Source organism: uncultured Fibrobacter sp., assembly GCF_900316465.1.
Classification (GTDB): Bacteria; Fibrobacterota; Fibrobacteria; order Fibrobacterales; family Fibrobacteraceae; genus Fibrobacter.
In genome coordinates this window covers 1-26,118 of record NZ_ONDD01000030.1, presented here as the reverse complement: position 1 = coordinate 26,118, position 26,118 = coordinate 1, and the positions used below count along the sequence as shown (strand labels likewise).

Annotated in this window: 22 protein-coding genes; 9 read left to right on the top strand and 13 right to left on the bottom strand. The window is 52.0% G+C overall.

Annotated elements, in window-relative coordinates; all coding sequences use genetic code 11:
- Positions 1-56: 56 nt before the first annotated feature.
- The 3 genes from QZN53_RS10905 to QZN53_RS10895 form a co-directional block, all read right to left on the bottom strand.
- Positions 57-647, bottom strand: coding sequence for a nitroreductase (locus QZN53_RS10905; RefSeq protein WP_163438986.1), 591 nt, complete (start codon positions 645-647; stop codon positions 57-59).
- Complete coding sequence (argA, locus tag QZN53_RS10900) at positions 647-2,005, bottom strand: amino-acid N-acetyltransferase (RefSeq protein WP_088628467.1); 1,359 nt, start codon at positions 2,003-2,005, stop codon at positions 647-649. Before argA ends, QZN53_RS10905 begins: the two co-directional genes overlap by 1 nt.
- A gap of 96 nt (positions 2,006-2,101) precedes the next feature.
- A complete protein-coding gene (locus QZN53_RS10895; protein ID WP_073319767.1) occupies positions 2,102-2,494 on the bottom strand; it encodes an NADH-quinone oxidoreductase subunit A in 393 nt (130 codons plus the stop codon).
- A gap of 68 nt (positions 2,495-2,562) precedes the next feature.
- Between QZN53_RS10895 and QZN53_RS10890 the strand changes: the two genes are divergently transcribed.
- Entirely contained in the window at positions 2,563-3,501 is a 939-nt protein-coding gene (locus QZN53_RS10890; protein ID WP_163438985.1) for an FISUMP domain-containing protein, read from the top strand.
- A gap of 67 nt (positions 3,502-3,568) precedes the next feature.
- Here the strand turns inward: QZN53_RS10890 and QZN53_RS10885 are convergent, their stop codons facing one another.
- Together QZN53_RS10885 and QZN53_RS10880 are read right to left on the bottom strand one after the other, a co-directional pair.
- Positions 3,569-3,883: a hypothetical protein gene (locus QZN53_RS10885; RefSeq protein ID WP_163438984.1), complete on the bottom strand. Its 315-nt coding sequence runs from the start codon at positions 3,881-3,883 to the stop codon at positions 3,569-3,571.
- 43 nt (positions 3,884-3,926) lie between these two features.
- Complete coding sequence (locus QZN53_RS10880) at positions 3,927-4,781, bottom strand: hypothetical protein (protein ID WP_163438983.1); 855 nt, start codon at positions 4,779-4,781, stop codon at positions 3,927-3,929.
- Between the two features lie 70 nt (positions 4,782-4,851).
- On the opposite strand from QZN53_RS10880, the gene uvrC reads away from it, so the two are divergent.
- Positions 4,852-6,711, top strand: a complete 1,860-nt coding sequence (gene uvrC, locus QZN53_RS10875; protein WP_163438982.1) for an excinuclease ABC subunit UvrC — start codon at positions 4,852-4,854, stop codon at positions 6,709-6,711.
- A gap of 400 nt (positions 6,712-7,111) precedes the next feature.
- Here uvrC and QZN53_RS10870 read toward each other — a convergent pair whose 3' ends face one another.
- Both QZN53_RS10870 and QZN53_RS10865 read right to left on the bottom strand, forming a co-directional pair.
- Entirely contained in the window at positions 7,112-7,876 is a 765-nt protein-coding gene (locus QZN53_RS10870) for a hypothetical protein (RefSeq protein ID WP_163438981.1), read from the bottom strand.
- A 71-nt stretch (positions 7,877-7,947) separates the two neighbouring features.
- The gene (locus QZN53_RS10865) at positions 7,948-9,864 is read right to left on the bottom strand and encodes a glycoside hydrolase (RefSeq protein ID WP_294653063.1); all 1,917 of its coding nucleotides are present in this window, start codon (positions 9,862-9,864) and stop codon (positions 7,948-7,950) included.
- 287 nt (positions 9,865-10,151) lie between these two features.
- Between QZN53_RS10865 and QZN53_RS10860 the strand changes: the two genes are divergently transcribed.
- On the top strand, positions 10,152-10,871 hold the full coding sequence (locus QZN53_RS10860; RefSeq protein ID WP_163438980.1) for a hypothetical protein: 720 nt from the start codon (positions 10,152-10,154) through the stop codon (positions 10,869-10,871).
- Positions 10,871-11,947, top strand: a complete 1,077-nt coding sequence (locus tag QZN53_RS10855; RefSeq protein ID WP_163438979.1) for a TIGR04133 family radical SAM/SPASM protein — start codon at positions 10,871-10,873, stop codon at positions 11,945-11,947. Before QZN53_RS10860 ends, QZN53_RS10855 begins: the two co-directional genes overlap by 1 nt.
- A gap of 19 nt (positions 11,948-11,966) precedes the next feature.
- On the opposite strand, the gene QZN53_RS10850 is transcribed toward QZN53_RS10855, so the two are convergent.
- The 4 genes from QZN53_RS10850 to QZN53_RS10835 are packed head-to-tail and all read right to left on the bottom strand — an operon-like array spanning position 11,967 to position 14,880.
- Positions 11,967-12,743, bottom strand: a complete 777-nt coding sequence (locus QZN53_RS10850) for a DNA alkylation repair protein (protein WP_163438978.1) — start codon at positions 12,741-12,743, stop codon at positions 11,967-11,969.
- 3 nt (positions 12,744-12,746) lie between these two features.
- Positions 12,747-13,355 carry a hypothetical protein gene (locus QZN53_RS10845; protein ID WP_163438977.1) on the bottom strand — a complete coding sequence of 203 codons (609 nt, stop codon included), beginning with the start codon at positions 13,353-13,355 and terminating at the stop codon, positions 12,747-12,749.
- On the bottom strand, positions 13,343-13,927 hold the full coding sequence (locus tag QZN53_RS10840) for a hypothetical protein (protein ID WP_163438976.1): 585 nt from the start codon (positions 13,925-13,927) through the stop codon (positions 13,343-13,345). The genes QZN53_RS10845 and QZN53_RS10840 overlap by 13 nt, the downstream gene beginning before the upstream one ends.
- Before the next feature lie 53 nt (positions 13,928-13,980).
- The gene (locus QZN53_RS10835; protein ID WP_163438975.1) at positions 13,981-14,880 is read right to left on the bottom strand and encodes a bile acid:sodium symporter; all 900 of its coding nucleotides are present in this window, start codon (positions 14,878-14,880) and stop codon (positions 13,981-13,983) included.
- Positions 14,881-14,947: 67 nt separating this feature from the next.
- On the opposite strand from QZN53_RS10835, the gene QZN53_RS10830 reads away from it, so the two are divergent.
- Together QZN53_RS10830 and QZN53_RS10825 are read left to right on the top strand one after the other, a co-directional pair.
- Positions 14,948-16,339, top strand: a complete 1,392-nt coding sequence (locus QZN53_RS10830; RefSeq protein WP_163438974.1) for a TrkH family potassium uptake protein — start codon at positions 14,948-14,950, stop codon at positions 16,337-16,339.
- Between the two features lie 17 nt (positions 16,340-16,356).
- The gene (locus QZN53_RS10825) at positions 16,357-17,013 is read left to right on the top strand and encodes a TrkA family potassium uptake protein (protein WP_163438973.1); all 657 of its coding nucleotides are present in this window, start codon (positions 16,357-16,359) and stop codon (positions 17,011-17,013) included.
- A 90-nt stretch (positions 17,014-17,103) separates the two neighbouring features.
- Here the strand turns inward: QZN53_RS10825 and QZN53_RS10820 are convergent, their stop codons facing one another.
- Positions 17,104-17,691 (bottom strand): hypothetical protein, encoded by a 588-nt coding sequence (locus QZN53_RS10820; protein WP_163438972.1) that lies wholly within the window; start codon positions 17,689-17,691, stop codon positions 17,104-17,106.
- A gap of 105 nt (positions 17,692-17,796) precedes the next feature.
- Between QZN53_RS10820 and aroC the strand changes: the two genes are divergently transcribed.
- The 3 genes from aroC to QZN53_RS10805 all read left to right on the top strand — a co-directional run bounded on the left by aroC (position 17,797) and on the right by QZN53_RS10805 (position 21,315).
- Entirely contained in the window at positions 17,797-18,879 is a 1,083-nt protein-coding gene (gene aroC / locus QZN53_RS10815) for a chorismate synthase (RefSeq protein WP_163438971.1), read from the top strand.
- Positions 18,880-18,905: 26 nt separating this feature from the next.
- On the top strand, positions 18,906-19,784 hold the full coding sequence (locus QZN53_RS10810; protein WP_163438970.1) for a tetraacyldisaccharide 4'-kinase: 879 nt from the start codon (positions 18,906-18,908) through the stop codon (positions 19,782-19,784).
- Positions 19,785-19,848: 64 nt separating this feature from the next.
- The gene (locus QZN53_RS10805) at positions 19,849-21,315 is read left to right on the top strand and encodes a hypothetical protein (RefSeq protein WP_163438969.1); all 1,467 of its coding nucleotides are present in this window, start codon (positions 19,849-19,851) and stop codon (positions 21,313-21,315) included.
- On the opposite strand, the gene QZN53_RS10800 is transcribed toward QZN53_RS10805, so the two are convergent.
- The gene (locus QZN53_RS10800; RefSeq protein WP_163438968.1) at positions 21,312-25,598 is read right to left on the bottom strand and encodes a fibro-slime domain-containing protein; all 4,287 of its coding nucleotides are present in this window, start codon (positions 25,596-25,598) and stop codon (positions 21,312-21,314) included. The two genes, QZN53_RS10805 and QZN53_RS10800, sit on opposite strands and share 4 nt — an antisense overlap.
- Positions 25,599-26,118: the final 520 nt, after the last annotated feature.

Here is a 26,118-nt window from a genome sequence, read left to right as displayed (position 1 = left end):
CGGAAAAAGCGTGGACGATTTATCAAATAGGTAGGAACAACGACGCCCTGTGGGCATTACACGAAAACGACTTCGTTTCCGATGCGCGGGGATTCCGTGCGGTTCGGAAGGCCGGATTCCGTGTCGGCATAGCCAATGGCAACCGAGGCGTACACGCGCTCGTCTTCTTTAAGGCCGAGGGAGCGCAAGTATTCGAGAAGCGCCGGATCTTCGTTCAGCCACTTGAGTTGATTGATGTAGCAACTGCCGAGGTCGAGTTCGTTCGCAGCAAGCATCATGTTTTCGACGGCGCAGGCGACATCGGCCATGTTGTTGCCGTATTCCTTCTTATTTGCAACCACAATCAACACAGGAGCATTGTAATTGAACACGTACGTGCCCTTCTGCGACAAGCGAATGGAATTCTGCAGGCTCTTGTACAAGTCTTCGCGGAGTTCCATGGCGGCAAAGGCGGACTGCACCAGTTCCACAAGCTTCTTGAGTACATCCGGATTGCTAATCACGAAGAAGTGATTGCTCTGGCAGTTACCGCCGGTGGGGCCGAAACGGCCCGCATCCACGATGGTCTGCAACTTTTCAAGTTCCACCGGCTTTTGCTGGAACTTGCGGGTACTACGACGAGTCTTGATAGCTTCAAGAGTATTCATTATTTCTCCAGCGGAAGAATCAAGATACGGGATTTACGCTTCTGGTTGTAATGTTCACGCTTGCTCTTGGGCAAATCGCTGACCGTACCATCTTCGAATCCGAAGTGGTAGAACCAATCGAGAGCCTGCGTGGTGAGCAAGAACAACTTCTTGTAGCCCTTCATGCGGCCCACAGAAATCAAGTGGCGCACGATGGCGTCGCCAATGCCCGACTTGCGGTAGTTCGCGCCCACAGCAATGCCGGCGACTTCGGCCATGCCGTCTTCGAATTCGTGCAAGGCGCCACAGCCGTGAATGCTGTTGTCGATGCTGTAGACAACGTAATCCTTGAGCTTTTCGGAAATGCTTTCTTGCGTACGCGGCACCAAGAATCCCTTGTCGATGTAGTCCTGCATAATGCGCAGGATATCGGGAATATCTTCGATGTTCGCGGGCCTGATACTGGAGTACTGGTTTGCGTACACCATGGTACCGTCACCGCGGGCACTAAATACTTCTTGCAGCACGCTGCCCTGGAATTCACCGCTCAGCAAGTGAACACGGTTCGCACCCGCTTCGCATGCCCGAATGGCATTCATCAGGTAGTCCATCTGAGCAAAGTCGAGCTGGTCGGAATTGAGTTCCAGCAGTTCCTTGGCCTGGTCCACGTCCATAGCCGAAATAACGCCTGAATCCGTGGGTTCCAGGTACTTGGTGTTCCGACCGGTCACAAGGCCTTCGAGCTTGATACCGTTCTGGTTACCGATGAAGAAGAGCTTGCCCACCTTCATGTACTTGCAGAGTTCCGTCGCAAGTTCGGTAGAACTGATATTGTAAGCGTGCCCGAGCTTGTTCCAGCCAATCGGCGGAATAATCGGCACGAACTTTTCTTCCAAAAGCTGTTCCAGGATATCGCGCTGGATACGTTCGATACGGCCGGTGCGCATGTAGTCGACACCGTCGATAACGCCCATGCTGCGAGCCAGCACCCAGTTGCCTTGAATGCCCCTCAGGCCGCTTGCCGTGAGGTGGCTCATGATATGCTGTGCAACGCCGAGAGAAGCCTGCTCAATGTGGGGCAAGGCCTCTTCGCTTGTCAGACGCACGCCGGCATGGAACGTGGATTCCAGTTCCCACGCCTTGAGCTGGGCATCGATGCTGTTACGCGTACCCGGCACGATAATAATGCGGATACCCGCCTTGTGCAAAAGCGCAATATCGCGCATAAGCACCGGGAAAAGGGGGTGACTCATTAGGTCATCCTCGATTTTCAGCACAAACAGCTGGCCCTTGAAGCGTTCCATATAGCCGAACACTTCGCGAATAAAACCGGCAACTTCAAAATGTTGCGAATTAAAGTCAGGCGTTGCGTTATTCATAGTCAATAAAGTAGAAAAATTGTTTTGTTCATAAAACAAGCGCGGCCCCATGGGACCGCGCTCGTTTAGTTGAGATAGAATACTCTTTCCCGAATCTTAGTCTTGGATTCGAGTCCAGTTGAGGATACCCTTCTTGACCAGGTAGATATAGCCTGCTTCAAGAATCACGAGGAATCCGAGCAACACGAACAGCAAGTCCCAGCCGCCCTTGAGGAACTGAACGGTCCAGGGGTAGAGGAACGCCACTTCGAGGTCAAAGACCAGGAACAACATGGCGACCATGTAATACTTTACGGGATATCGTTCGCCCGAAGTACCGGAAACGTGTGCGACACCGCATTCATAGGACGTACCTTTGATCGAGGTCCCCTTGATTTTCCCGGGGTGCAGGAACCAGTTTGCCACCAAAAGGGCAGTGGGAACAACGAGTGCAAGGACCACGAGAATGGTCATCGCAAAAGTAGTATCAAAGATTTCAACGTTCGACATAGTGGGTTAAAACATAGTAAATTTCTTTTTTCTCGTTAAGTCCCGAAATGTAAACTATATTTACAGGCATGAAAAAGATCACTACATTTTTGGGATGTGTGGGTGTGGTGTGCTTATTCTGGGGGTGTACGTCTGATAACGACATTTTGACCCCGTTCGGCCCGGTTGCCGAAGAAACCTCAATTTCTTCAGCAGCTCAAACTCCGGACGCGGGAAAATCTTCGTCTTCAACGCAATCTCCTGCAACAAGCTCTTCCTCTATTAGCGGCAATTCGAACCCGACTCCGTCGTCCAGCGATGGAAAACCCAGCACGGTAACGATTACCCGCGATTCCATCGTACAGCAAGACCTTGACCCGAGCCAAATCGAAACCCCGAACTACAGCAGCGGCGTTTTCTGCTGGAGCCCGGAGTGCGAAGCCAAGTACGCCGGAATGACATCCAACCCGGATCTCCAGTCCTCGTCCTCTGCTCTCAGCATCGACATCGGCATGTCTGAAGAAGCAAAGGTTCCGCCGACCATCAACGGTAACACCATGACGGACATGCGCGACAATCAATCCTATAAACTGGAAACGGTCGCCGGCACTCGCTGGATGGCAGAAAACCTGAGGTATAAGACCGAAAACGGAAGCTTCTGCGAAGACATGGAAGGCAACGACGTATGCGCCAAAAACAAGAGCGTGTACTACACTTATGGCGTTGCTCAGAGAGTCTGCCCCATGGGCTGGCGTCTCCCGACCGCAGACGAAGTCACCGCAGCAGCAGCAGCCCAGCCCGATAGCTGGTGGGTCATTGGCGGACGATTCAAGCTCGACGAAGAAGGCAAGGTCACTGAATTCGGCCTGAACGACGGACAAGGCTACATCTGGATTATCCAAGACGGCAGCAACACCTCCTGGAGAATCAAGTCCTATTCCGGCGACAGTGTCGAAAAGGACTTCCAGTCCAGCGAAGGTCCTCGCGCCTACAACGTCCGCTGCGTCGAAGGCACCGAAGCCGAATAAACCTAAACCTTTAACAAACGAAAAACCCGGGCAAACGCTCGGGTTTTCTTTTAATTTATAAGACTAGTTAAAGCTGCTCGATATTGTCCACACCTTCGTCCAAGAGGAGCGTCAGGTTCTGGACTTCCTTTTCCATCTGGTCGTAATAGTTTTTCGCGCGACCCAGCTGCTTGCGGAGTTCCATGATTTCGGACATAAGCTCCACGGCAAGCAATGCCATGCGCTTGCGGTTGTCCATCTGGAATTTCGCCGAGCGTTCAAAACGATGGTTAATGTTTTCCACGATGTCATTCAATTCCGCATCGGGCAAGTCGGTGCGAATCTGAATGGATTCCTGGGCAACGGTAATGGTTACCGATTTCAAAGGTTCGATGCTAGCCATTATTTAATCCCTACGCCGAATGGATCATCGTCCATCAGCATCCTTATCCGAAAAAACTTGTCTGCGAGCCCTCCTGCTTGCTCGCGAACAGATCATTGTCTTTTTCATCAGCCCCATGAACTTCGATAGCCGGGACATCGTCTTCGGGTTCCTGAGCCACTTCTTCCGTGGGTTCTTCGGTAGGTACTTCTTCAAGCACCAGGTCGTCAGCCGTTTCGGCCTGTTCTGCAGGTTCTTCCGAGGCATCTTCTGCCGCTTCTTCAACAGATTCTTCTGCGGGCTGTTCGGCCGATTCATCCTGATCGATAGAAATGTCTGTACCCAGTTCGTTTTCGATGGTTGCAACCAGTTGGTTGAACTTTTCCTGGGCTTCGGCAATTTCGTCGTTCTGAGCCTGTAGCTGTTCGTTCAGGCTGTCTACAAGAGCATTCTTTTCGGAAAGCTGTTCCATGAGTTTTGCAATCGTTGCATCCTTTTCGGCCACTTGGGCATTGAGGGCGTTCACGGTTTCAGCTCTTTCGTTGATTTGACCACTCAGTAGTTCCTGATTGCTCGTCAGTTCGCGAACCTTGGATTCCAGGCTTTCGATGCAGCCATCCTTTTCAACCAGCTGCTGACCAAGAACCACCGTCTTTTCGTTCAGAGCCTCCATTTGAGTGGTCTGTCGGTTCAGCATGTCTTGCTGAGCGTTCGCCTGGTTGGCACGGGCGTCGAGAGCCGCCTTGCAGTCGGCAAGGTCATGCTTGGCCGATTCGAGCAACAGGGTCTTGTCCTGAACCATCGCCTGGGCCTGCGACAGTTCGCGTTTGATTTTTGCATTTTCTTCTTTGAGGGTACGGACCGTTCCCAGGACGCCCTCGATTTTCTGGGAAAGCACACTCATTTTTTCTAAATTCATTTTTGCTCCGTCTAATGAGTTTTAGAACTTTAACATTATTAAGATAACTAAATTTTTTCACAAAAAACAAATGATTTCTGTAAATGAACATATACAGCGGCGACTGACGGAATTGCCGGACCGACCGGGCGTTTACATCATGAAGAACGCCCAAGGGAAAATCATTTACATCGGCAAGGCTAAAGTTCTAAAGAACCGCGTGCGTAGCTACTTCGACGGCTCCGAGCACAACGGCCACCGCGCGGCAACGCTCATGCTCCCCTACATTCGGGACATCGAATGGATCATTACCGAAAGCGAGCAAGAGGCGCTGATTCTAGAAGCGAACCTGATTCGCAAGCACACGCCCAAGTACAACGTGCTCCTGAAAGACGACAAGCACTTTCCGTACCTGGCGTTTTCGGTCAAGGAACCGTTCCCGCGGCTATCGCTTTCGCGATCCGTCAAGAAGGACGGCCGCCAGTATTACGGTCCGTACATGAGTTCGCGCTATATCGACAAGCTCATCGACATTGCGGCAAGGTTGTTCAAGATTCGCGAATGTTCCATGGAACTGCCGGCCAAGCACCCCGTGCGCCCCTGCCTCAACTACCACATCGGGCGCTGCAGTGCGCCGTGTGCGGGGCTCATTACGCAAGAGGAATACGCCAAGGATGTTGCAAACGCAAGGCTCATGCTCGAAGGCAAACGCGACGACCTGATTGACCTTTGGCAGCGCGAAATGGAAGAAGCGAGCGAACGGCTCGACTTCGAAACCGCCATGAAAAAGCGCGACGCCATTCAGGCGCTGCAGGCATCTGGCACACACCAGAAGACCGACACCAGCGACCCGAACTTGTCACTCGACGTGGTGACACTCCGCCGTAACGGCGACATGGCCGCGGCCGTGATTTTGGAATACCGCAAGGGAGTACTCATGGGGCGCAGGCATTACCGGCTGGAATGCAAACTCGAAGACGACGAAACCGAAATATTTAGGCAGATGGTGCTCCCGTGGTACATGGAGGCGCCCCTGATCCCTGCCGAAATCGCAACCGACATTGTGCTGCCGGATGACCGCAAGGAACTTGAAGCGGCACTCAGCAAACAGGCAGGGAGAAAGGTCACTTTCAGCACGCCCCAGCGCGGCGAAAAACTCGGGTTCTTAAAACTTGCAGGCGCCAATGCCGACATGATTCTTGTGGAAATGCGCGCCGAAGTGCAGAAGTACAGCGAAATCGACCAGAGCGTATTTGAACTGCAGAAAGTCCTCGGGCTTAAAAAGACGCCGTTCCGCATCGAGTGCGTGGATATTTCTCACCTTTCGGGCACGAACACGGTGGCAAGCCTTGTGGCCTTCAAGAACGGGCGCCCCGATAAAGCCAACTACCGCAAGTTTATCATCAAGACCGTCGAAGGCGTCGATGACTTCGCCAGCATGCGCGAAGTGATGACCCGCCGCATTCGCAGGCTCGAAAACGAGGGCGTGCCCATGCCCGACTTGTGGGTATGCGACGGCGGTAAAGGCCAGGTAGACGCCACCATGCAGATTCTGAAGGAGCTCGGCCACGATCAGGATTTACCGCTCATCGGCCTCGCCAAGCGCCTCGAAGAGATCGTGTTCCCCGACGACCGCAAGAGCATCGTCCTGCACCGCACCAGCCCGGCACTAAAGCTTTTGCAGAACGCCCGCGACGAGGCGCACCGATTCGCCATTACCTACCAGCGCAGCAAGCGCAAAAAAGACCTGGAAGTCGAATGGCTCAAGATGCCAGGCGTGGGTCACGAGACCCGCGTCAAGATTTTGAGCAAGTACAGGAGCGCCGAAGCGTTCATGGCAGCCCCCATCGAAGACATCGAAATCCTGCTAGGCAAGGTCCGCGGCAACAACTTGCGCGACCAAGTCGCAAAGTACGTCACGGAATTTATCACTCCCGACACAGAAGGCTGAATATTCCAAAATGGAGTAGGGCTCGTTTGTATAAAAACGACCTTTATGAACTAATTTCGCCAAACAACGATAAGAATTCTTTACTTATCATTTATTTTAAAAGGACAAAAAAATATTTTTCGTTTTTTCGCTTGCTTTTGCCCTTCAAGTTGTCTATATTACGGATAAGGCATCCCACGGATTAACGCCCGATCTAACAGTATTTTTAAAGCTCGTCGCTCTTGGTGTTCAGTTTAGGCGCGCTCCGACGCGAAAAACAAAGCCCCGAGGCACTGCTATCATTTTTAAGTGAGTAGCTTCGAGTGTTCCACCGTGAGGGATGCCTTTTTTGTACCCTGACAAAATTTCCAAAAAAAAACACCCTAAAAGGGTGCTTTTTTAATATAGGCTGATTTGCAATTTAAGCTTTCGGTTTGACGCAAGCGCGAATGAGCATGAGCTGTGCCGGCACATACAACCACCAAATGAGGTTGTTTGCAATTTCGGCAACCGACTGCAGCGCGCTGTGGTCGTCACCCGTGACCATCGAAAGGCCGACGCACACATCGCCAAAGAAGAAGGCGACCATACCCCAGCAAACGAACTTGGCGTTTACGGTCGGGAAATAGCCCTTGCGCGGAGCAAGAATACCCATAACCACCGAGGTAATAACGAACACGCCATAAACCACGACAACGGCCACGGTAAGGTCCAAGGTGCCGGTTGCAATTAGGGCGATGCCAGCGAGAACGGCCACAGCCAAGAGCGCATAAATCTTAGGAATGCTCTTGTCGTCTTCGGATTTGCGGGAATGCCTGTAAATCAAGATACCCTGGAACACCATGAAGAAGCTGATTCCGAGAATTGTGCTGAGGGTTCCCGCATCAGCGACGGTTGCCTTGAGCAGGCTGAAGCTGTAGTCAGCCAGCAACGAGAACACAAATGCCGCGCGAAGCAGTTTGCCGTCTCGGCCAGAGAAGGCGCTCGAAGCCGTGATAAAGGCAAGCACCGTAAGCATGGTCGACATGACCGACTTGGTGTAGAGCTGCAGGGTGCCCGCATCAGAGAGGCACTGGCTTACCGCACCGCAGGAATAGAAGTCAAACCAATCCTTGCCTGTGGTAATGAGGAGGAACACAGCAAGGACAGAAAAAACGATTTTTTGAGCAGTTGTTTGTAAAAGCATGAATAAAGGATAGCAAAATCCTTATTCATTTGGTAAGCTTTTTGTAATTTTCACAAGATTATCGGCAAAAACTACTTGATTCGGACCTGCTGTAGGCGGATTCCCCGACGAACAAGGTAAGTTCCCGGAGCAAGTTTGAGCGACTTGCCCAAGAATCGACCCTGCATGTCAAAGACCTGAATCGGGTCATTCGGACAGATTGCGAAGTCTACCAGGTTGCGGTTCCTGATCGCCGTGGTCGAATCTTCCTGAGTTGTATCCGGTTCTACGAACGGATTTTCCGGGTCATCAACCACCACCTTGATAGTTACAGAAGCATCGCAGCCCGAGGCATTCGTGTGGACCGCCTTGTAGTAGCCGCTCATGGTGCCGTCCATGTTCTTGAATCGGATTTCGCGGTCGGTAGACTTGAAGTCCTTCGGGCCGCTCCAGACCCAGCGTCCACCTTCCCAGGGGTGCGGGCCAATGACCAGAGAGTCGCCCTTGTTCACCTGAACATCGGTCGTCTCGTTCCAGCCGCCGTCATGCACCTTCACGTACGGGATAATTGTATCCGGAGTGCAGACGCCACCTTCGGCGCCGGAAATGACCATGGTCGTAATGGTTTGCCCAGGCGCCGTCATCGAGAGGGACTTGCCCGAAAGAGCGATGTCGGACAGCGCCTTCAGAGAGCCGGGCAGTTCGAATCGGTAAACCTTTGCGCTTGTGCCGATTTTATCGAAGGCGGTCAAGTCAAAGCTGTACTTGGCATCGCTAGAGCCGCTGTTGCGCACCACAAGCACCAGGGAGCCATCTTCGCGCAGCGCTGCAAGCGTGTTGCCGTTGTCGCTATCGATAATGCGCGATCCCGGACGGATGTAGCGGCTGAATGCGGCGTGCATGTAATAGCGGGCGTTCGGCGTGAATGTCTGCTTGCTGTGGTTCAGCGCGAGGCTACGCCAGTTCTCGGCCGGGTCGCCAATCTGCCAGTCCACCCAGGCACTAGCCTTCATGTCGCGCAGGTCTGCAAGAATCACGCCCGCCATCCAGAGCGCAATGTTCTCGTCGCCGCTCTTGTGAAGCGGGCCCGTTTCGGACTGCCACACCTTCTTGTCTTTCGCGAACGCCGCATTGAAAAGCTTTGCGCGGTTATCGCCGCCGGAATAGCTGTGCGTGTTCACCTGGAACATGTACGAGAGCGCTTCGGAACTGTACTTGTTGAACTGGTTCAGGGCATCGCCAATGTTCGTCTCGTCGGCGGCACTCACCGAAGTCTCGGGGAACAGGCCCTTCTTCTGAAGCGCCTTGCCGAGTTCCACAATCATCTTCGTCTGGTTGTTCTTGAAGCCGCAACCTTCCTGCCCGCCATTGGACTTCCACCAGCCAGCACTCGGCTCGTTGAACGGTTCCACCGTGCGGAACGTGATTCCCCATTCCTTCTTGAAATGCAGCGCCACTTCGGAGAGGTAGTCCGCGAAGTCGTCGAAATAGTCTTCCTTGAGGTTGTCGCTGCCGTCGCTAGAGCCCGAGACGCAGCCGCTCTTCGTCATCCACCACGGGGGCGAATTGCTGAACGCCTCAAAAATCGGGCTCTTCACGCGCTTGGAAAGTTCAATGGCGATTGTGCGCTGGTACGGGTCGGCCGTCCAGTCGAAATCGCCCTTTTCGGTAGGCTTGTAGCCAGGAACATTCGCACCGCCGTCGCCTTTGTCCAAATGGTTATGGCCCGGCTGGTCGCCGCCGCCGATGTTGTAGCGGAAAATCGTGTAGCCCAGACCCGTATCGGGGTCGGCAATCGCACCCAGAAGCTTGCTGCGGTTCGACTCGCTCCAGGCGCCCGCCTTTACGGCCCACCAACAAAGACTGGTTCCCCAGCCTTCAAAAACCTGATAGCGCTTGCCGGGGTCCACCACCACCTTGGTCTGAGCCTGCGATTCCGAGGCAAAGCCCGCGAGGCACAGGGCTACCGCGGCGCAAGAAAAGATGTTTTTACGTCCAAATCCCATCATGCTACTAAATATACTCCATTAGGAACTAAAAGTCAAATGTGGACTTATGAGACCGTTCGGCTCTATTTCAGTCAAAAAAATGTGATATCGCCTCACTCTCGCAACCACGCCTCGTTAATACGAGGCGCTCTTTGCTCACGTTGGTCGTCTTTTTGCTCGCATTGGCCGTTTTTAGGAAATGTTTTTCTTTTTTTGCAAGCGTCACAGGAAAACGCACATTGCTTGCAAAATCGCATATATTTTATATATTAAATAAAATAAGCCTTTGCTTTTAAAAGGAGTTTAATATGCTCTACAAACACTGGAAAAAAATTGCCCTCGCCTTGACCGGATTTTTCTGGGCAAGCTGCGACAACACTTCTTCGGCCGACGACAATAGCACGCCGGAATCCAGCTCTTCGGTTGACAAGCCGAAGTCTAGTTCCGCAACAGCCGGCGATGCATCCAGTTCCTCTGTCGAGCAGCCTAACTCCAGTGCTACAGCAGCCAATCCGGAATCCAGTTCCGAAGTTTCTGCTAACCCGGCCGCAAGTTCCGCAGCCGAGGCAACCTCCAGCTCTTCTGAAGCTGTCGACCCGAATATCACCGAAAGCTCCAGCAGCTTTGACATGCCGGCTCCGCTATATGGCGTTCGCGACTCCTTCATCGTTATTGACCCCGTTACGCCCAAATACGGCGTCTTCATCGCAAGTTCCAGCAGCGAAGTGATTGCTCCTAAGTACGGCGTTCTAAATCCCCTTTGCCAAAAAACCGGCTCGACTCTCTCTTGTGAAGACGGCGTCACCTGCAAAGAAGAAACAAAGGAAACGGTACAGTCTCCTGAATGCGACGGCGATGTCTGCGCCAAGTACGGAGTTGTAATTGTCAAAGAAACCACTTACAAGTGCGACGACGGCAAGGTTTACAACGAAGCCGAATTCCGTGCCAAATACGACATATTGGATGGCGCCGTAGACTTGTACGGATGCCCGAGCGATATCTGCGGCGCACCGGAAGAAAATAATTAATGCAGCTCGGTCTCAAGAAAAAGCTCGCGCTCGAAGCGTTCCGCCTTTATCGCCACAACGAGATTAAGGCGCATCCGCTGACGTATTTTTTCTGGGAATGCACGTTGCGTTGCAACCTGCATTGTCAGCATTGCGGCAGTGACTGCGTTGCCGACGCCATTCCCGACATGCCCCGCGTAGATTTTCTGCGAGTGCTCGACAGCCTCGCCCCGCATGTGGACCCCAAGAATTTCACCGTGGTCATTACCGGCGGTGAACCGCTCATGCGCGGCGATCTCGAAGAATGCGCCCAAGAAATCAAAAAACGAGGCTACGCCTGGGGCATGGTCACAAACGGATTGGCTCTCACTCCCGAGCGCTTTACCAAGCTCATGAACGCGGGCCTGCGCTCGCTCACCATCAGTCTCGATGGTCTTGAAGCGAACCACAATCTTTTCCGCGGTAACGCCCACAGCTTTGAACGCGCCATACGAGCGATCCATATGGCCGCAAGCGTCAAGGAACTGACCTTCGACGTAATGACCTGCGTGAACAAAAAGAACTTGAGCGAGCTTCCGCAAATTCACAACCTGCTGGTGAATCTCGGCGTCAGGCGCTGGCGAGTCTCGAACGTGTTCCCCAAAGGCCGCGCTAAAGACAACCCACTATTCATGCTCACGAACGACGAATTCCGCCAAACCTTCGAATTCATTCGCGAAGCAAAAAAGCAGGGCCAGATTAACGTGAATTACGACTGCGAAGGATTCCTCGGGAGCTACGAGAAAGTCGTTCGCGACAATCCGTTCTTCTGCTGGGCCGGCGTGAACATCGCCTCGGTCCTTTGCGACGGAAGCATTTCGGCATGCCCGAGCTTGCGCGGCGACTACATTCAAGGCAACATCTACAAAGACGACTTGTGGGATGTATGGCAGAACCGCTATCAGGTCATGCGCGACCGCAGCTGGGCTAGAATCGGCGAATGCAAGGACTGCAAATACTGGCGCTACTGCGAAGGCTCCAGCCTGCACCTCAGAGATGAAAAAACAAAGGAACTCGCCTACTGTCACGTAAAGCGCCTGCAAGAAGCCGGCGTATAATTCGCGCCTTCACGCGCCATTATTTCAGCTTACGCAAGATTTCTTTTTGCTCCGCCGTAATTCGGTAGCTTTCGCAGGCTTTCTGGATTGTTTTGGCATGAGTCCATGCAGAAAACTTTCGCCCCTTAATATAGGGGAAGGCGGCGTCCCATTGCTTGGCAAGCGCCGTCGCGAAATACCAGGCGATTTCCATTTGCACATAGTAGCGATCGGTTGCGCGCACGTTTCCTTCTGCGGCTCCAGTGTCCGAATCGTCGAAAATATTTTCGTCAATGGCCGCGACCCATTTCAAGTAACGCTTGTCGAATCGCTCGTCCAAGAAATAATTCATGAGCATGTTCACGCCGAAACGCACCGTGTACGGGTGATTCGACTTGAGCCATGCCTGAATGCGTTCCAAGAATTGCGTTTCATCTTTGAGCAGAGCTTTCGGGGATTTGCCGTCGCATACAGCCCAGTTGTCAATGTAGGGCAAGAACTGCTCGATACGACGCAGGCATTCGTCAAAATCCTTGATGCGTTCCACCGCAAAAAGGTGCACCTGATTTTCTTCGAAATACTTGTGCGGGAGCTTGTCTAAAAAGTTCGCAACATCCTTCGGCATAGTTTTTGCAGAGCCCTTCGCAGCCCCCTTCACCGCTGAATCCACAAACTCCTTCGCAATCTTTCGCATCGTGGGCACGCGCACGCCGATAATCGATTTTTTGTCGATGTTCGGCAACAGCGACGCATGAAAGTCGCGGTACTTTAAATCCTGTTCAGCCAACAGGCGCTTGACAAGTTCGGCATGGGTCATATTCTACCACGGCATATTCCATTGGAAATTAACGCCTAAACCACCGACAAAGAAATGTCCTGTGGGGTCATGCGCATAATGCCAGCCCGGTCCAGGTTTCTGGTAATCGGCGACTAACGAAACCATAAACTGTTCCGTAATTCTATACCCCAATCTGTAACCGTAATTGATAGCAATCGTTTCCTTGATATTCTCAATCGTTCCGTGGCTTCCACGGTCATCGGTTCCTTCAAAACGCTTTTCCATTTCTTCGTTTACGTTGCTTTCCGCAAAAATGTAGCCGATGCCTAAATAAAATTCAAGCATCACGTTCCAATATGTCACGCTCCATGTCAAAGGCTTGAATTCAATTTCCCAAAGAGAAACACTTTTGTCTCCATTGGAGTGCGAATAACCGAATCTACGAATGCCGATTCCTAACGTGTAATCGACAATGTTTTCGGGCTCATTGAAAAAGCCACCTTCAAGGGCGAAACCGACTATTCCACCAGGCTTGTAAATATGATTGGATTCCTGGATACGGCTATCCTGCAAGGTTGCATTTAAATAAGCCGCATTGGCCGATGTAAAAGCCACGCAAAGGACTACGAGTGCAAAAACTATTCTGCGCATAAGTCGTTGTACTCCTTCGAGGAAACCTCTACACGACCGTGATGGTAAATGGACTTCACACCATCACGTTCTTCAAACAGATAGCTATACGTCAACCAATAATACTTATCATCACACGAGTAATTAAACGAGCAAGATTCCTTATACTTAATGCTCATTTTCAAGTTATTATAGAAATGACCGTCATCCGAATCGTACCCGAGAATCGACGCGGTTCCTTTTCCAGTCGAGGAATCAGCGTATGCCGTAGAAAGCCGGGTCAGGCCATCTCTAGTCCAAAAAACTTTTTTAGTGAAAGTCAAGTCCGTAATCTTATCGCCTTCGATGCAAAGCTTTCGGCAATAAGAGTTCTGCGAGACACTATCATCTTTTACCGTAAGAGTCCCGCCCACTTTGGTGTCGTGTTCATAATGGTACACGTCACTAAACGTGTGACTCACATCGGCGTTGTAATAACACCCTTGCAAATCTGCAAGTTCAATCTCTTCTGGAGCTTCACTATCGCCACCGGTCACATAGACACAACCGGCAAGGAACAACGTTAAAGCTATGCCTGCATATCGAAATAGCATACAAAACAGTCTCCTCACTATTTTGTTGAAAAATAACAAATTTTTTCAGCTATTTAGGATTTCGGTTTGATCCTTGCGCTCAGATAACTGAGCACCAGGTTCTGCCACACCACATAGCAAGTGGGAGCGAGTGCCACCACGGGGCCTGCATACAAAGTAGCAATCCAGATAACGAGCGTGGTATTCTTTTGGCCCATGCTCTGCGCACTTTCAATCGGGCGACGGTTCCTTTCGACATACCAGCCGAGGGCGTAAAGGAGAATGCAGAGAATGAGGGAAATTCCCGCCATCATCGGGAGCTTTCCGCTATTCCAAAGTTCCGTGAATCCCATTTCGCGGATGTCATAGCTTGCCTTCGCCAAGATTACGAACACCGAGAACGTCCACACGAACATCGTGTACTTCTGGTATTTGGCGGCGCGGTCAGCAAGCTCCGGGTAGAATGCTCGCAGGCCAAGCGCAAACGCAAGCGGAATGCTGATGATGGGCTGAATCGTATTGAAAATCTTCATCGCGATTTCGGAGAGCCCCGCATCGGTGCCGGTCAGGTAACCGAACACAAGGGGAATCGAAAAGCAGGCAATCAGGTTCCCGCTCAAGAAAATCTTTAACGCAAGCGAGGCCGAACCGCCGAGCATCTTGGCCATGGCAGGGGCCGCGTTTGCAGGCGGGCAAAGCGCAATAATTGCACCGCCCAAAAGCACTTCGCGCGGAAGGTCAAAGAGTTTTACGATGCCCGCAATAGCCGCCACCAGAATCAGGCTCACCACTAGGGCGCGGATTTCAATTTTAAACGTGTAACCATGGGTTTGTGGCGGAATTTTCGTCACAAACGTCAAAAACATCATGGTACCGATCAAAAACGGCATTAACGGCGAAAGCACGTGTGCCTGCGGGAGCAAAATCCCGAGTAAAATCGCAATCGGCATCAAAATGGCACGTAAATTCTTCATACGGGCCCAAATGTAGAAAACCGCCAAAACCTAGGCAAGATGGGGATTAATTTCTATATTTACGCCCATGTTACGTTCTAGGTACGAAGCGTTTGACTTCGTGGAAAAGAAGGCCGAAGTCAAGAAAAAATCGGGCAACCCGATTTTGATGATCGTGTCCGGCTACCTCGCGCTGGTTTCTTTGGGGGCACTCCTGTTGTCGCTCCCGTTTGCGCAGCGTGAACCGGTAGGCGTACTCGACGCCTTCTTTACGGCCATGTCTGCCGTATGCGTTACCGGCCTTACCACTATCGATATTAGCGCAAGCTTTACCACCTTTGGCAACTGGGTTCTCGTGGTCCTGATGCAGGCGGGCGGTCTTGGAATCATGACGATTTCTACCGTGATTATCTTGCTTGCCGGTATGCACCCGGGATTCAACCACCAGTCGGCCCTCCTCGCAAACTACACGCAGGAAGGTAACGTCGATGCAGGCCGAATCCTGAAAGCCGTGCTCCCCTTTACCTTCTTGCTCGAAGCCATTGGCGCTGTGGTGTACTTTACGCAGTTTAGCGACATGGAGCTCTACGACCGCCTTTTCTGCAGCCTGTTCCAGGCGGTCAGCTCGTTCTGCAACGTGGGCTTTACCCTGTTCCCGGATTCACTTGAACGGTTCCAGCTGAACCCACTCATGAACATTACCACCTGCGTGCTCGCGCTCGCCGGCGGCTTCGGTTTCTTGGCCATTACCGAAATCCGCTACCTGTTCGACTTTAAAAAGCGCGCTATCCGCAAGGTATCGCTCCATACCCACATCGCCACAGGCTTTACCCTGATTATCGTTCTCGTGAGCATTCTCTTCTTTATGTTCAGCGAATGGAGCAACACCTTCGAGGGTCTGAACTTCGGCCAAAAGCTGGAAACCAGCGCCTTCATGGCATTCACCAGCCGTACCGCTGGCCTGAACTCCGTAAACGTGCCCGGCCTGAGCGTGGGCTCGCTGTTCTTCTTTGTGATTATCATGCTGATCGGTGCAAACCCGGGTAGCTGCGGTGGCGGTATCAAGACGACAACGACCGCCGTGATTTTCCTGCTCGGATTTAACCGCCTGCTGGGCCGCAACAAGACCCAGATTCTTGGCCGCACCATTCCCGAAACCACGGTCGATAAGGCCGTGCGAATCTTCGTGGTGGCTATCGTGGTCGTGGTGGTGGCAACCCTCGTGTTGCTCGAAACCGAGGCCGCCGGCAACTCCATTGAGCAAGTTTCGTTCCTCAAGGTATTCTTCGAAGTGGCAAGCGCCTACAGCACCTGCGGTCTTTCCATGGGTCTTACCCCGGATCTTTCGATTCCTGGCCGTATTGTGATCTGTACGGTGATGTTTGTCGGCCGTATGGGCCCCTTGTTCCTGATTTCTGCAGTGGCTAAAAAGCAGGAGCAGGGCATGTGGTACGCCGAAGAAGACATCATGGTCGGCTAAGTTACTACATTTAGGCCATGGCTTCTAAACAATTTGTAGTGATAGGACTGGGTAATACGGGCTACTTTTTGGCCCGCCATTTGACCGCACTAGGACACGATGTGATGGTCGTAGACCCGAGTCCCGAAAAGATCCAGGATATATCGAACCAGGTGTCCCAGGCAGTCGTTGCCGACGGTACCCGTAAAAAGCAGCTCCAGTCGCTCCCGCTTTCCAAGGTGGACAGCGTTATCTGCTGTATCGGCGAAGACCTACAGGCCTCGCTCCTGACGGTCCTGAACCTCAAGGAACTGGGCGTCAAGCACATTATTGCCAAGTCCAGTAGCCCGGCCCATACCATTATTTTGGAAAAGCTCGGCGTGGCAGACATCTTCCACCCGGAACGCGACATGGCCATTTCGCTGGCCGAAAGGCTCAATCGTCCGAACATGCTCGACTACCTGCCGTTCATGGAAGGCTTCTCGATTGTGGAAATCGCCTGCCCCGACGCATTCCTCGGCAAGACCCTCAAGGACCTGTCGCTCACCCACAAGTACGGCATCCAGGTGATCGCCATTCGCGACCCGCTGGAACGCACCCCCAAGATCGGTAACATCGCCGACTACGTGCTCAAGGAAAACGACGTGCTGTTCGTGATTGGCCCGAACGAGGCTCTGGACAAGCTCAAGACCTAGCCCAAACCGGGCTGGCCCCAAAGGCCAAATATGATAAAAGCCGGCGAAGTTCGTCGGCTTTTAAAAATTTTACCCTGTATTACAGATAAACTAGAATACCGGTTTTGTGGAGGCGGCACGTTCCGAGGAGCGGCCCGAACCCGAACGTTTTTCGGTCGCGAGCTTGCGGTGCGTTACGGCACCTACTGCAAAATAGCGGCCTTCCTTCTGCACCAGTCCGGTGTAAATGTTGAGCACCTTCTGCGAGAACCACTGCTGGTACAGGTTCAAAATGCTTTCCTTCAGGGCCGAAGTTTCATCAATGGCCGGGTTGCCCGAGGGCTTGCCGTACTTGAGCGTAAACTGTTCGGACATGTAGGCTACAGCTTCAAAAGACTTGTTCAGACGGGCGCGTTCGACACGGCCGGTACGAATTTCAAAAGAGTAGAACTTGTCGTTCTTGTTAAAAATAAAGTCAACCTGGACCGGCAGTTCACCGAACATAAATACCGGAATGACGACACGTTCGCCTTCGCCACTTTGACCATACGGCTCGTAACCGAGCTTCATCACCTCTTCGATAACGGTCTCACGGGTGGCACCAAAGGGAATACCCGCAAAGTCATTATAACGCTGGGCGGCCGCTTCCAGAGAAAGCAGCAGGGTCAAAATCGTTATAATAAATCCAAAGTGTTTCACAGGATACTCCTAGAATCTTTGTAAAAGATAGTAAACTTTGCCATGTTGGTAAGTCCTTATCTGATATTTTCTTAGAAAAAACGCCGATTATCTATATTTTGACTCATGGCAAGCACTTTTGGCAAAATTTTTAGCGTTACTACCTGGGGCGAATCCCATGGTCCGGCAGTTGGTTCGGTCCTGGATGGATGCCCTGCAGGCCTCGAAATCTCCGAAAACGAAATCCAGGCGGAACTCAACCGCCGCCGCCCCGGGCAGGGCAAAATGACCACCGCCCGCGACGAAAAGGACCAGGTTAAGATCCTTTCGGGCGTTTTCGAAGGCAAAACCACAGGAACCCCGATTTCTTTCGCCGTCTTTAACGAAGACCAGCGCAGCCACGACTACGCCGAAATCCAGAAATGGTACCGCCCGGGTCATGCCGACCTGTGCTACGACCTCAAGTACGGGTTCAGGGACTATCGTGGCGGTGGACGCAGCTCTGCCCGCGAAACCATCGGACGCGTTGCCGCAGGTGCGGTCGCCAAGAAACTTTTGAAGCAGGTAAACAACACCGAAATCATCGCCTGGGTAAATTCCATTGGCGAAGTCGATTGCGGTCCTTTAGACCTGAACAAGCTCACTCTCGAACAGATTGAAGCCTCGCCCGTACGTTGCCCCGACCTGGACGCAAGCGCCAAGATGGAACAAGCCGTGCTCGATGCCCGCGCAAACGGCGACAGCATTGGCGGCACCGTATGCCTCTTGGTCAAGAATCCGCCGGTGGCGCTGGGCGAACCGGTGTTCGACCGCCTGGACGCGTTGCTCGCCCAGGCAATGCTGTCGATCCCCGCCTGCAAGGGTTTTGAAATCGGAAGCGGTTTCGCCTCGGCCCGCATGCACGGCAGCAAGCACAACGACGAACTTTACTTTGACGGCCACGCCTACCACACCCGCACCAACAATGCGGGCGGTTCCCTCGGCGGAATCAGCAACGGCGAACCCATTTACTGCCGTATGGCATTCAAACCCACCGCCACAATCTCGCAGGAACAAAAGACTGCGGGCCGCGGTGGTGAAAACGGAACGCTTGCCGCCCGCGGTCGCCACGACCCGTGCGTTGCAGTCCGTGCGCCGGTGATTGTCGAAAGCATGGCAGCCCTCGTTTTGGCTGACTTGTTCTTGCAGCAAAAACGCCATTGTCTGTAGCGGTTTAGTCGCAGTCGGCTGGTTTCATGTTTCGTTTACTCGCCGCCATCTGCTACCGTGCCGCGTACCTGTTGCATCATGCGCTCTGCCTTAGGCCGGGCGCTCCTCTTCGGCATTCTAAACTGATTGTCGTCGGGAGCTTTCGCACCGGTGGTGCAGGTAAGACGCCTTTCTGCATCTGGCTTTGCAATCACCTAGCTGCCCAAGGCAAGGCGGTAGCACTTCTCGCCCACGAATACGCCTTCGACGAAGTCGCCATGCTCCGCAAGAAATTTGCAGACAACGCGCGCATCCAGATTTTTGCAACCCGCAACCGCTACCGCTTGGCACAAGAACTTGACCACTCGCAAAAGTTCGACTGCATCGTCTGCGACGACGGATTCGAAGACAGTCGCTTGGTCGGAGCAAACACCATTCTCTTGCAGTGGAAACCCCTACCCACCAAGATTTCGGAACTCTGGCCCTGCGGTAAAATGCGTAGCCTAGCAAAAGACCACGACCTAAATTCACCTATGGTCCACGCGCTCCAATGCGAAGGCGAACACCCGGATGTACGCTTCGTTATAGACAAAGTATACCACCTTGCGACAGGCAAAGAATTTGTCAAAAACGGCACAAAAGTAAATATCGTATGCGGCCTCGGAAACCCCGAGCGCTTTTGCAACGACCTTCAAAATTTCGGAATCGAGATCGAGCGCAAGTTCTTCTTTAAAGATCACAGCAAAACGTTCGCCATCCAATTCGAACAAATCCTCCAGAAGCGTCCGCAAGATACTTTCGTGATTTCAGAAAAAGACGCCGCCAGGCTCCCTGCCGAATTTATCCAAAAAAATGTAAATTCGCTAATTTTCGTTGCATCCCAGACAACAGAAATTTCTCCCGAAGCCCTCCAAAATCTGCTCTGAGCCTATCTACCCCTTCCATATTTCTTTCCCAGTTTTTATATTTCAGAGAAAGAAGGAAGAAATCATGACGCTCACAAACCGTATCCAGAACTTGATGCAGGCTCTTTGTCAGGAATTCCCTGAAAGGCAAGACAGACTCCAGTTGGCATTCCTGGCCGCAATCAATGACGAGCCATTTTACCTGTACGGTCGCACCGGTTCGGGCAAGAGCTTCATGATCAACCGCTTGCTTTCGGCATTCAAAAAGCCCCGCTTTATCGAAATGGGCAGCCACCCGCATGAAATCCCCGGCTCTATCGATGACTACGACGTAGTCCTGTTCAAGGGGTTCAACCCGATTGACGATGCCACCAAGGAATGCGTGCGCAACGCCTTGCAAAAGCGCAAGCACACCACGCTTATTCTCAGTAGCGACGTTCGCCCCGAAAACGCCATGGGCCGCGCCGACATCGTTGACGAAATTACGCTTACCATTTGCATGCCCGACAATCTTTCTTCGGAATCCTTGTGCTTGCTGTTGCAAAACTACAGCCTAAGCGAAGACTTCAAGGCACCCGAAGAATACACGATTTCCGAAGAAGAAAAAAGGCAGTGGGCCGATGAAATACAAAAGGTCGCCCTTTCTGCCGAGACCATGGCCATCATCGGAAAGCTTTCGGACCTTTGCATTCAAAATGCAATCTACGTGCCCATTAGCAAGTGGCTCTCTCTTGCAAACATCGCACGTACCATCGCCTTCTTTAACGGGCGTAACCAAACGACATTCTCGGACACGCTCTTCCTCGGCACTCCGATTTGGGGACGTTCTACTTCGAACAACTCCATCATGGAAAGCTTTATCGACATCGTCAAGAGCGTCATCCTCAAGGACCTTGCAAACGTCATCTCCACGACTTACGACGCCGACAGTCTTTACCGCAAAGTCAAGGGCCTGCGCAACAGCTCTAACAATTTGTACGAAACCAAGGAATTCAACGGCGAACCTTGCATTAGCTACCGTGTTACGGTGGCAGGCGAACAGACACCGCTCTACGTTCCGCTGCATTACGTAGAAACCGACGAAGATTTCAACCCCTACAACGAATTACGCAAAATCGAAAAGAATGTGCGCTGCAACTTCCACGGAACATCAAGCTGCACCATTTCTATCAATTCTGCAGTCAAGAGCGTCGGGCTTCGCAACAACAATGCCAGAAACGAAAATTCCATGCCGACCAGGTTCGAAGACTTCGCAACGCTTCCGACATATATCCTTCGCGAAAACGATCCGGAAGTCGCCAAGAAAAAGCGTATTGAACTTGAAGCCTGCCAGAAAGAAGCCCAGACACAAATGGAACAGCAGGCAAAGATTCTACGCTCGCTGCGCGATCTTTACCAGTCGAACAAGACTTATCGAAACGACCTGTTCTGCAATCTCGAAATTTTCGACAAAATCCAGACTGACCTGAGCAATATTTTCAACACCATCAATGGCGTTGCAACCAAGCTCAAAGAAACTCTGGATTTGTACAACACCCCCAGCAAGAATTAACGCCTGCTGCGGCGAATGCCGATCATAAACGTATCGTCGGTGCTGCCGGCCTGTTCCTTTCCGTTCTTGATTTTCACCTTCATCTTGGAAATGTAGGCACCCGTGCCTACTAGGCGGCCCTTGTCGCTACGAGCGCCCCATTCAAAGAACAGGTTGCCCGGATTGTCGTAGCAGTTCGATTTGCTTGGGTCAGCGGCATTGTAGAATACTTTTGCATCGTTACAAGCGATACTTCCGCCAGCCTTGTTCACAAAGCTTCCCAAGTGCGAGAAGTAGTAGTTTTCCCAATGAATCTTGATCAGCGCAAGGGCAGAATCCTTGTTGGCTCCGCTCGGCAAATTCATGATTGCCGATGTCGCCAGTTCGCCAAGATTAAAGCTCAACAACAAGCCCGGCTTACCGATGCTATCGATGATTTCTTTAACCGTCTTGTTCATCGGCACGACCACAGGAACGACCGGTTCACTATAAGGCCATTCTTCGACATCGCCCGAAATCGTTACCACACCAGGAGCCTTGATATCGGTACGCTGGTCGCCTACAATGCGAACCTTCGGATTGTTTGCGTGTGCCGCATTTTCACTGCGATCCTTGAGTTCACCCGGTAACAGCCTTACATAATCACCCACTTCCGGAAGCGTCGTTTGTGCGGAGCGCTGGAAGTACAGTCTGAACACATTCCCCTGCGCATTCTTGTCGCAGCTTACAATGTTCAGCGAATCCATAAAGATTGCAGAATCGCGGTAGAACACGAAGGCATTCTTCGCATCAAGCGCCTTGATATTCGAGCCTTCGCTCAAGTTGATGGTCACCACGCTCACATCTTCCGATTTCGGCTCCACCGACGCACTCAGAATAATCGGAGCCACATGATCTTCGATTAAGGTGTTCATCGAAAGCTTGACTTCTTCGAAGGAGTCTTCATCGGTATAAGTGTAGTGGTACAAAAGCGAGCCTGAATAAATCTGGTCAGACAGGCCAGTGAATACATCTTCGCGAAGTCCTGCAGGATTGTACAAAGTAATAATCGATTCTTGTTCTACGAGCGGCCTAATATTGTCTTGACCCGCTGTCGTATGGAACTGCGTGCCGCCAAACGCCCACGAAAGCGTGTCGGGCACGACCTTGTCAAACGCCTTGTTGAACGGAATCGAAAGGCTATCTGGAATACCGTCGCCATTCACGTCGAACATGGCAGCCTTTACAACAAACGGTACAGGCGGTTCCTTGAAGTGAATGTCAGTCCAATGAATCTTGTTTGCAACGCCTTCGCCTTCAATGGTAAAGAAGGCATCGACCGTTGCAGAATCACCCACTACATAGAAACTTGCATACCCCGTAGAATCGGTCGTAATCGTGGTTACGCGCTGGTTGTCTGCATCCAAGAAACTGAGCGGATACTTTGTCTTCAAATTCAATGTAGCCACGCAATTGACATTCGAACTGGCAAGCATGTTGCCACACGGCGTTGAGCCGTACAACAGCACCACCTTTAACGGAACCGTATCCGGGTAAGTCACATGTGCAAGCAAGGTATCGTTTTTACCACCATCGAGCCCAAGCACGTCACCGCGAAGCGTATAACCCTTCGGGTCGAACACCAGCGAATCGGTCACATGGAACACATCGACAAACGCAATATCCGGAAGCGGGTATTCGGGCACCGTAAACGGAATCATCTGATACTGGCCCTGGTCTGCAGCCAAGTAGCAAATCAACACATACTGGCCGGGGCTTAAGGTACGCGAATTCACAAAGGCCGAAGTATCGATCGAGAATCCAGCCATGTTTTCGCTGATATAGATACCGCCGTAATTCAGGCCCGGTTCAAGCAGCACACCGTCGGCAGGGAGTCCACCGCCTACCAGGCGGAACACGGACTGTGCGTATGCCGTATCAACCTTCGACACGCTAGACACATCGCAGCTCAAAGATTCATCGACAAGCAACTGCAAAAGTTCGTATTCAATGATTCCCTTAGTATTCGATTTCTCAACCGGGAAATACGTCTTTTGCGTCTGCAAGTTGATTGAAGTACGCATCTTGAAGTTAGAACCCGTAGCGTTACGTTCCGAGAAGAAAATCTGGAACGGATATTCCTTGCCTTCGGTAAGACCAAGGGTATCGAGGTCCACAGCGCCTTCGACAGGGCTATGGCAACCGCCAATGTCGACAACCAGGCGGTTATTGATAAACACCCACACGTCATCGTCGCCGCGGAATTCAAAGAACTGTCCCTTCACATACTTGAACTGCGCATTGATCTTCATCGAGAAGCTGTAATTATGCCTGCAGCCCGAAATGTCCCAGTCGAATTTCGGGTTCTTGATAGTCTTCGCAGAATCCAGATACTGGAAATCGTCAATCGGATAGAAACCCGGATTCACAGGGTCGTTACAGCCATTCGGAGATTCCGTGACATCGGCAAGCCAGAAGCCTTCAGCATCGAGCACCAGGTCAATATCGCGGCAAGTCGCATTCGTGTATTCGCGGCCCGTCGCAGGATCGGTCGCGAGCACCTCGGGAATAAACCACTTGTCAATCTCGCGGCCAGCAGAGCACTGTTCCCACGGGAATGCAAGCGAATCCACGCGCAGCGGGAGCCCGAGTTCACTCAAGGTGTCTTGCACCATGCCGAGCACGTGACCGCCACAAGTTTTGTATTCTGCATCGCCACGCACAATCGTCGTATATTCGTTACCGTTATAGATGTTACCGAAGTCAATATCAATAGCATCGTCATACGACTCGCCCGCCCAGTCGAGAATCATCGCCGAAATCTTCATAGTCGGGCAAATGCCCAGACGACCCGGGAAGGTTTCGCTGAACTTGGGCGCACTGCTCGAAAGCGGATACGGATAAACCCACACCGTGTCATAAAGCGCAACCATGGAATCAAGAGAAATCGGAGTACCGGCTTCCTTGCCTTCGCCCATCAGGCCCTCAAGGCTATAGAAATCCGTACCGAAGGACTGCCTGAACTGAACGCCCCAATCATCCGTATGCTTGTAATACGTGCCCTGGTACCAGCCGCAAGTATCACTCTGGCTCGAATCAAGCGGGCTTGCCGCAATCGGTCCCATGCGAACCAATTCGTCGGCCACAATCATCGATGGCGACATATTGTCCCACGGACTCATCAAGCGAATCGTCTTCGGTTCCAGCGGGCTGAACGAAAGATCAAGCGCTCCGTTGCTATTGGTGAACAGCCAAGTCTCGTAAACACCTGTCGGGAACAGCTTGGATGCCAGCGGGCGATTGGTCTCACTGAAATAAGTGACCTGCGGCCATTCGTTCTGACGGCGGTAAATATTGAACACCGCCATAAAGGAGCTCCAGTTCGCCGAATTGACGACGGACGGTTCAAATTCATAACGGTACCAGTAGGGGTACTTATCCTTTTCGGTTGCAACAGGATTATTGATGATGTTGTTGCCAATCGAAATGTAGATTGTGCTGTCCTTGAACGTGGAATTCGTACGCCACGGATGGTAAATGTGAAGCACATAAGTGGAATCAAAGCACTCGCCAAGCGAACTAAACTTGGAATCGATCGTAGGCTCCGCCACAGTACCATCTACAAAAACAGTATCCATCATGTCGAAGTAAATCGAAAGTTCCACCACGCCCTGCGCAGGGTAAACCATGTAAGGCGTATTAAGGCGAATAAAGTGCGCAGACTGCAGCGGGTTGCGAGCGATCATCGCCGGAGAAACAGCTCCATAGAACCAGCCGCAGCTCGACTTGTCGTCGTAGGCAAAGCGCATCATCACGGAATCCGTTCCGAAAATCATCTGCGGGAGCGCATGGTTGCCCCACGGGCTCTTAAACCACACAATCTTGGAACCTGGAGCCACAAAAGACTTGGTATAGCTCTTGTCGACCGGATTTGTATAAAGCCAGACTTCGACATCGGTGCCGAAAAGCTCGCCCATTTTAAACTCGCCGCCCTCGGTCCACTTCACTTCGTTATTGCTATTGTAATTCTGGTCAGCGGTATTGGGGAAAAGGCTTACCGTAAAGGACTGCCAATCCTGAAAATCGGACACATTCTTGTCCCAGGTATAGCTGAACCAGCCATCACCTTCGGCAGTCGTAATCGTCGGAGAAGTCGCTCCAAAGAAGGCATTGTAAGAGCCACCTGCAGATCCCAAGATATGCAGGTAATAATCGGCCTTAGAGTCGTCATTACGCCACGGCGACTGAATATGCACCGTAAGCGTCGCATGCGCGACGACGGACAAGAATAAGATAGAGCAAACAACCCAAACCCAATGCTTCATAAACACATTCCTTTAATTACGAAAGACTATTCCATTCTCTCGCACAAACAACTCCATTTCATAAAATATATTCTTTATTCCAAATCGGAATAAATAACAGATTATTAGCGGAAAAATGTTGTACAATACTCAATAAGCAAATGTTTGCAGAGTATACAGAAAGGGGGAAGTCTCCCCCTCACTAGCACTGCGTTGCACGCTACCCCCTCGCCTAGGGCGGACAGCACTTAGCGACTTGTCGCTTAGTGCGCATGGCCACCAGGGTGGGGTTCCTCCCCTAAAACCCCGCGTGAATCGGGCATAAAAAAAAAGCCCCGCTCGCCGTTTACGGCAAGGGGCTGTGAGCCGCAAGCGGCCTGTACTGACAGGCCGTGGCGGCGAGAGCGAGGCCCGGCCACGGGCACCTGCCTGCATAAGGGCCGAGCGGTATATAAAAAAAGGAGCCCCTCGCCTTTAAGGCAAGGGGCTCCGTGAATCCAGCAGCGACCTACTCTCCCGGGCCCGTGGGCCAGGTACCATC

What these genes read in the sequence shown, in the direction of transcription:
- QZN53_RS10905 (WP_163438986.1), bottom strand. Translation starts at nt 647, where the DNA reads ATGAATACTCTTGAAGCTATCAAGACTCGTCGTAGTACCCGCAAGTTC.
- argA (WP_088628467.1), bottom strand. Translation starts at nt 2,005, where the DNA reads ATGAATAACGCAACGCCTGACTTTAATTCGCAACATTTTGAAGTTGCC.
- QZN53_RS10895 (WP_073319767.1), bottom strand. Translation starts at nt 2,494, where the DNA reads ATGTCGAACGTTGAAATCTTTGATACTACTTTTGCGATGACCATTCTC.
- QZN53_RS10890 (WP_163438985.1), top strand. Translation starts at nt 2,563, where the DNA reads ATGAAAAAGATCACTACATTTTTGGGATGTGTGGGTGTGGTGTGCTTA.
- QZN53_RS10885 (WP_163438984.1), bottom strand. Translation starts at nt 3,883, where the DNA reads ATGGCTAGCATCGAACCTTTGAAATCGGTAACCATTACCGTTGCCCAG.
- QZN53_RS10880 (WP_163438983.1), bottom strand. Translation starts at nt 4,781, where the DNA reads ATGAATTTAGAAAAAATGAGTGTGCTTTCCCAGAAAATCGAGGGCGTC.
- uvrC (WP_163438982.1), top strand. Translation starts at nt 4,852, where the DNA reads ATGATTTCTGTAAATGAACATATACAGCGGCGACTGACGGAATTGCCG.
- QZN53_RS10870 (WP_163438981.1), bottom strand. Translation starts at nt 7,876, where the DNA reads ATGCTTTTACAAACAACTGCTCAAAAAATCGTTTTTTCTGTCCTTGCT.
- QZN53_RS10865 (WP_294653063.1), bottom strand. Translation starts at nt 9,864, where the DNA reads ATGATGGGATTTGGACGTAAAAACATCTTTTCTTGCGCCGCGGTAGCC.
- QZN53_RS10860 (WP_163438980.1), top strand. Translation starts at nt 10,152, where the DNA reads ATGCTCTACAAACACTGGAAAAAAATTGCCCTCGCCTTGACCGGATTT.
- QZN53_RS10855 (WP_163438979.1), top strand. Translation starts at nt 10,871, where the DNA reads ATGCAGCTCGGTCTCAAGAAAAAGCTCGCGCTCGAAGCGTTCCGCCTT.
- QZN53_RS10850 (WP_163438978.1), bottom strand. Translation starts at nt 12,743, where the DNA reads ATGACCCATGCCGAACTTGTCAAGCGCCTGTTGGCTGAACAGGATTTA.
- QZN53_RS10845 (WP_163438977.1), bottom strand. Translation starts at nt 13,355, where the DNA reads ATGCGCAGAATAGTTTTTGCACTCGTAGTCCTTTGCGTGGCTTTTACA.
- QZN53_RS10840 (WP_163438976.1), bottom strand. Translation starts at nt 13,927, where the DNA reads ATGCTATTTCGATATGCAGGCATAGCTTTAACGTTGTTCCTTGCCGGT.
- QZN53_RS10835 (WP_163438975.1), bottom strand. Translation starts at nt 14,880, where the DNA reads ATGAAGAATTTACGTGCCATTTTGATGCCGATTGCGATTTTACTCGGG.
- QZN53_RS10830 (WP_163438974.1), top strand. Translation starts at nt 14,948, where the DNA reads ATGTTACGTTCTAGGTACGAAGCGTTTGACTTCGTGGAAAAGAAGGCC.
- QZN53_RS10825 (WP_163438973.1), top strand. Translation starts at nt 16,357, where the DNA reads ATGGCTTCTAAACAATTTGTAGTGATAGGACTGGGTAATACGGGCTAC.
- aroC (WP_163438971.1), top strand. Translation starts at nt 17,797, where the DNA reads ATGGCAAGCACTTTTGGCAAAATTTTTAGCGTTACTACCTGGGGCGAA.
- QZN53_RS10810 (WP_163438970.1), top strand. Translation starts at nt 18,906, where the DNA reads ATGTTTCGTTTACTCGCCGCCATCTGCTACCGTGCCGCGTACCTGTTG.
- QZN53_RS10805 (WP_163438969.1), top strand. Translation starts at nt 19,849, where the DNA reads ATGACGCTCACAAACCGTATCCAGAACTTGATGCAGGCTCTTTGTCAG.
- QZN53_RS10800 (WP_163438968.1), bottom strand. Translation starts at nt 25,598, where the DNA reads ATGAAGCATTGGGTTTGGGTTGTTTGCTCTATCTTATTCTTGTCCGTC.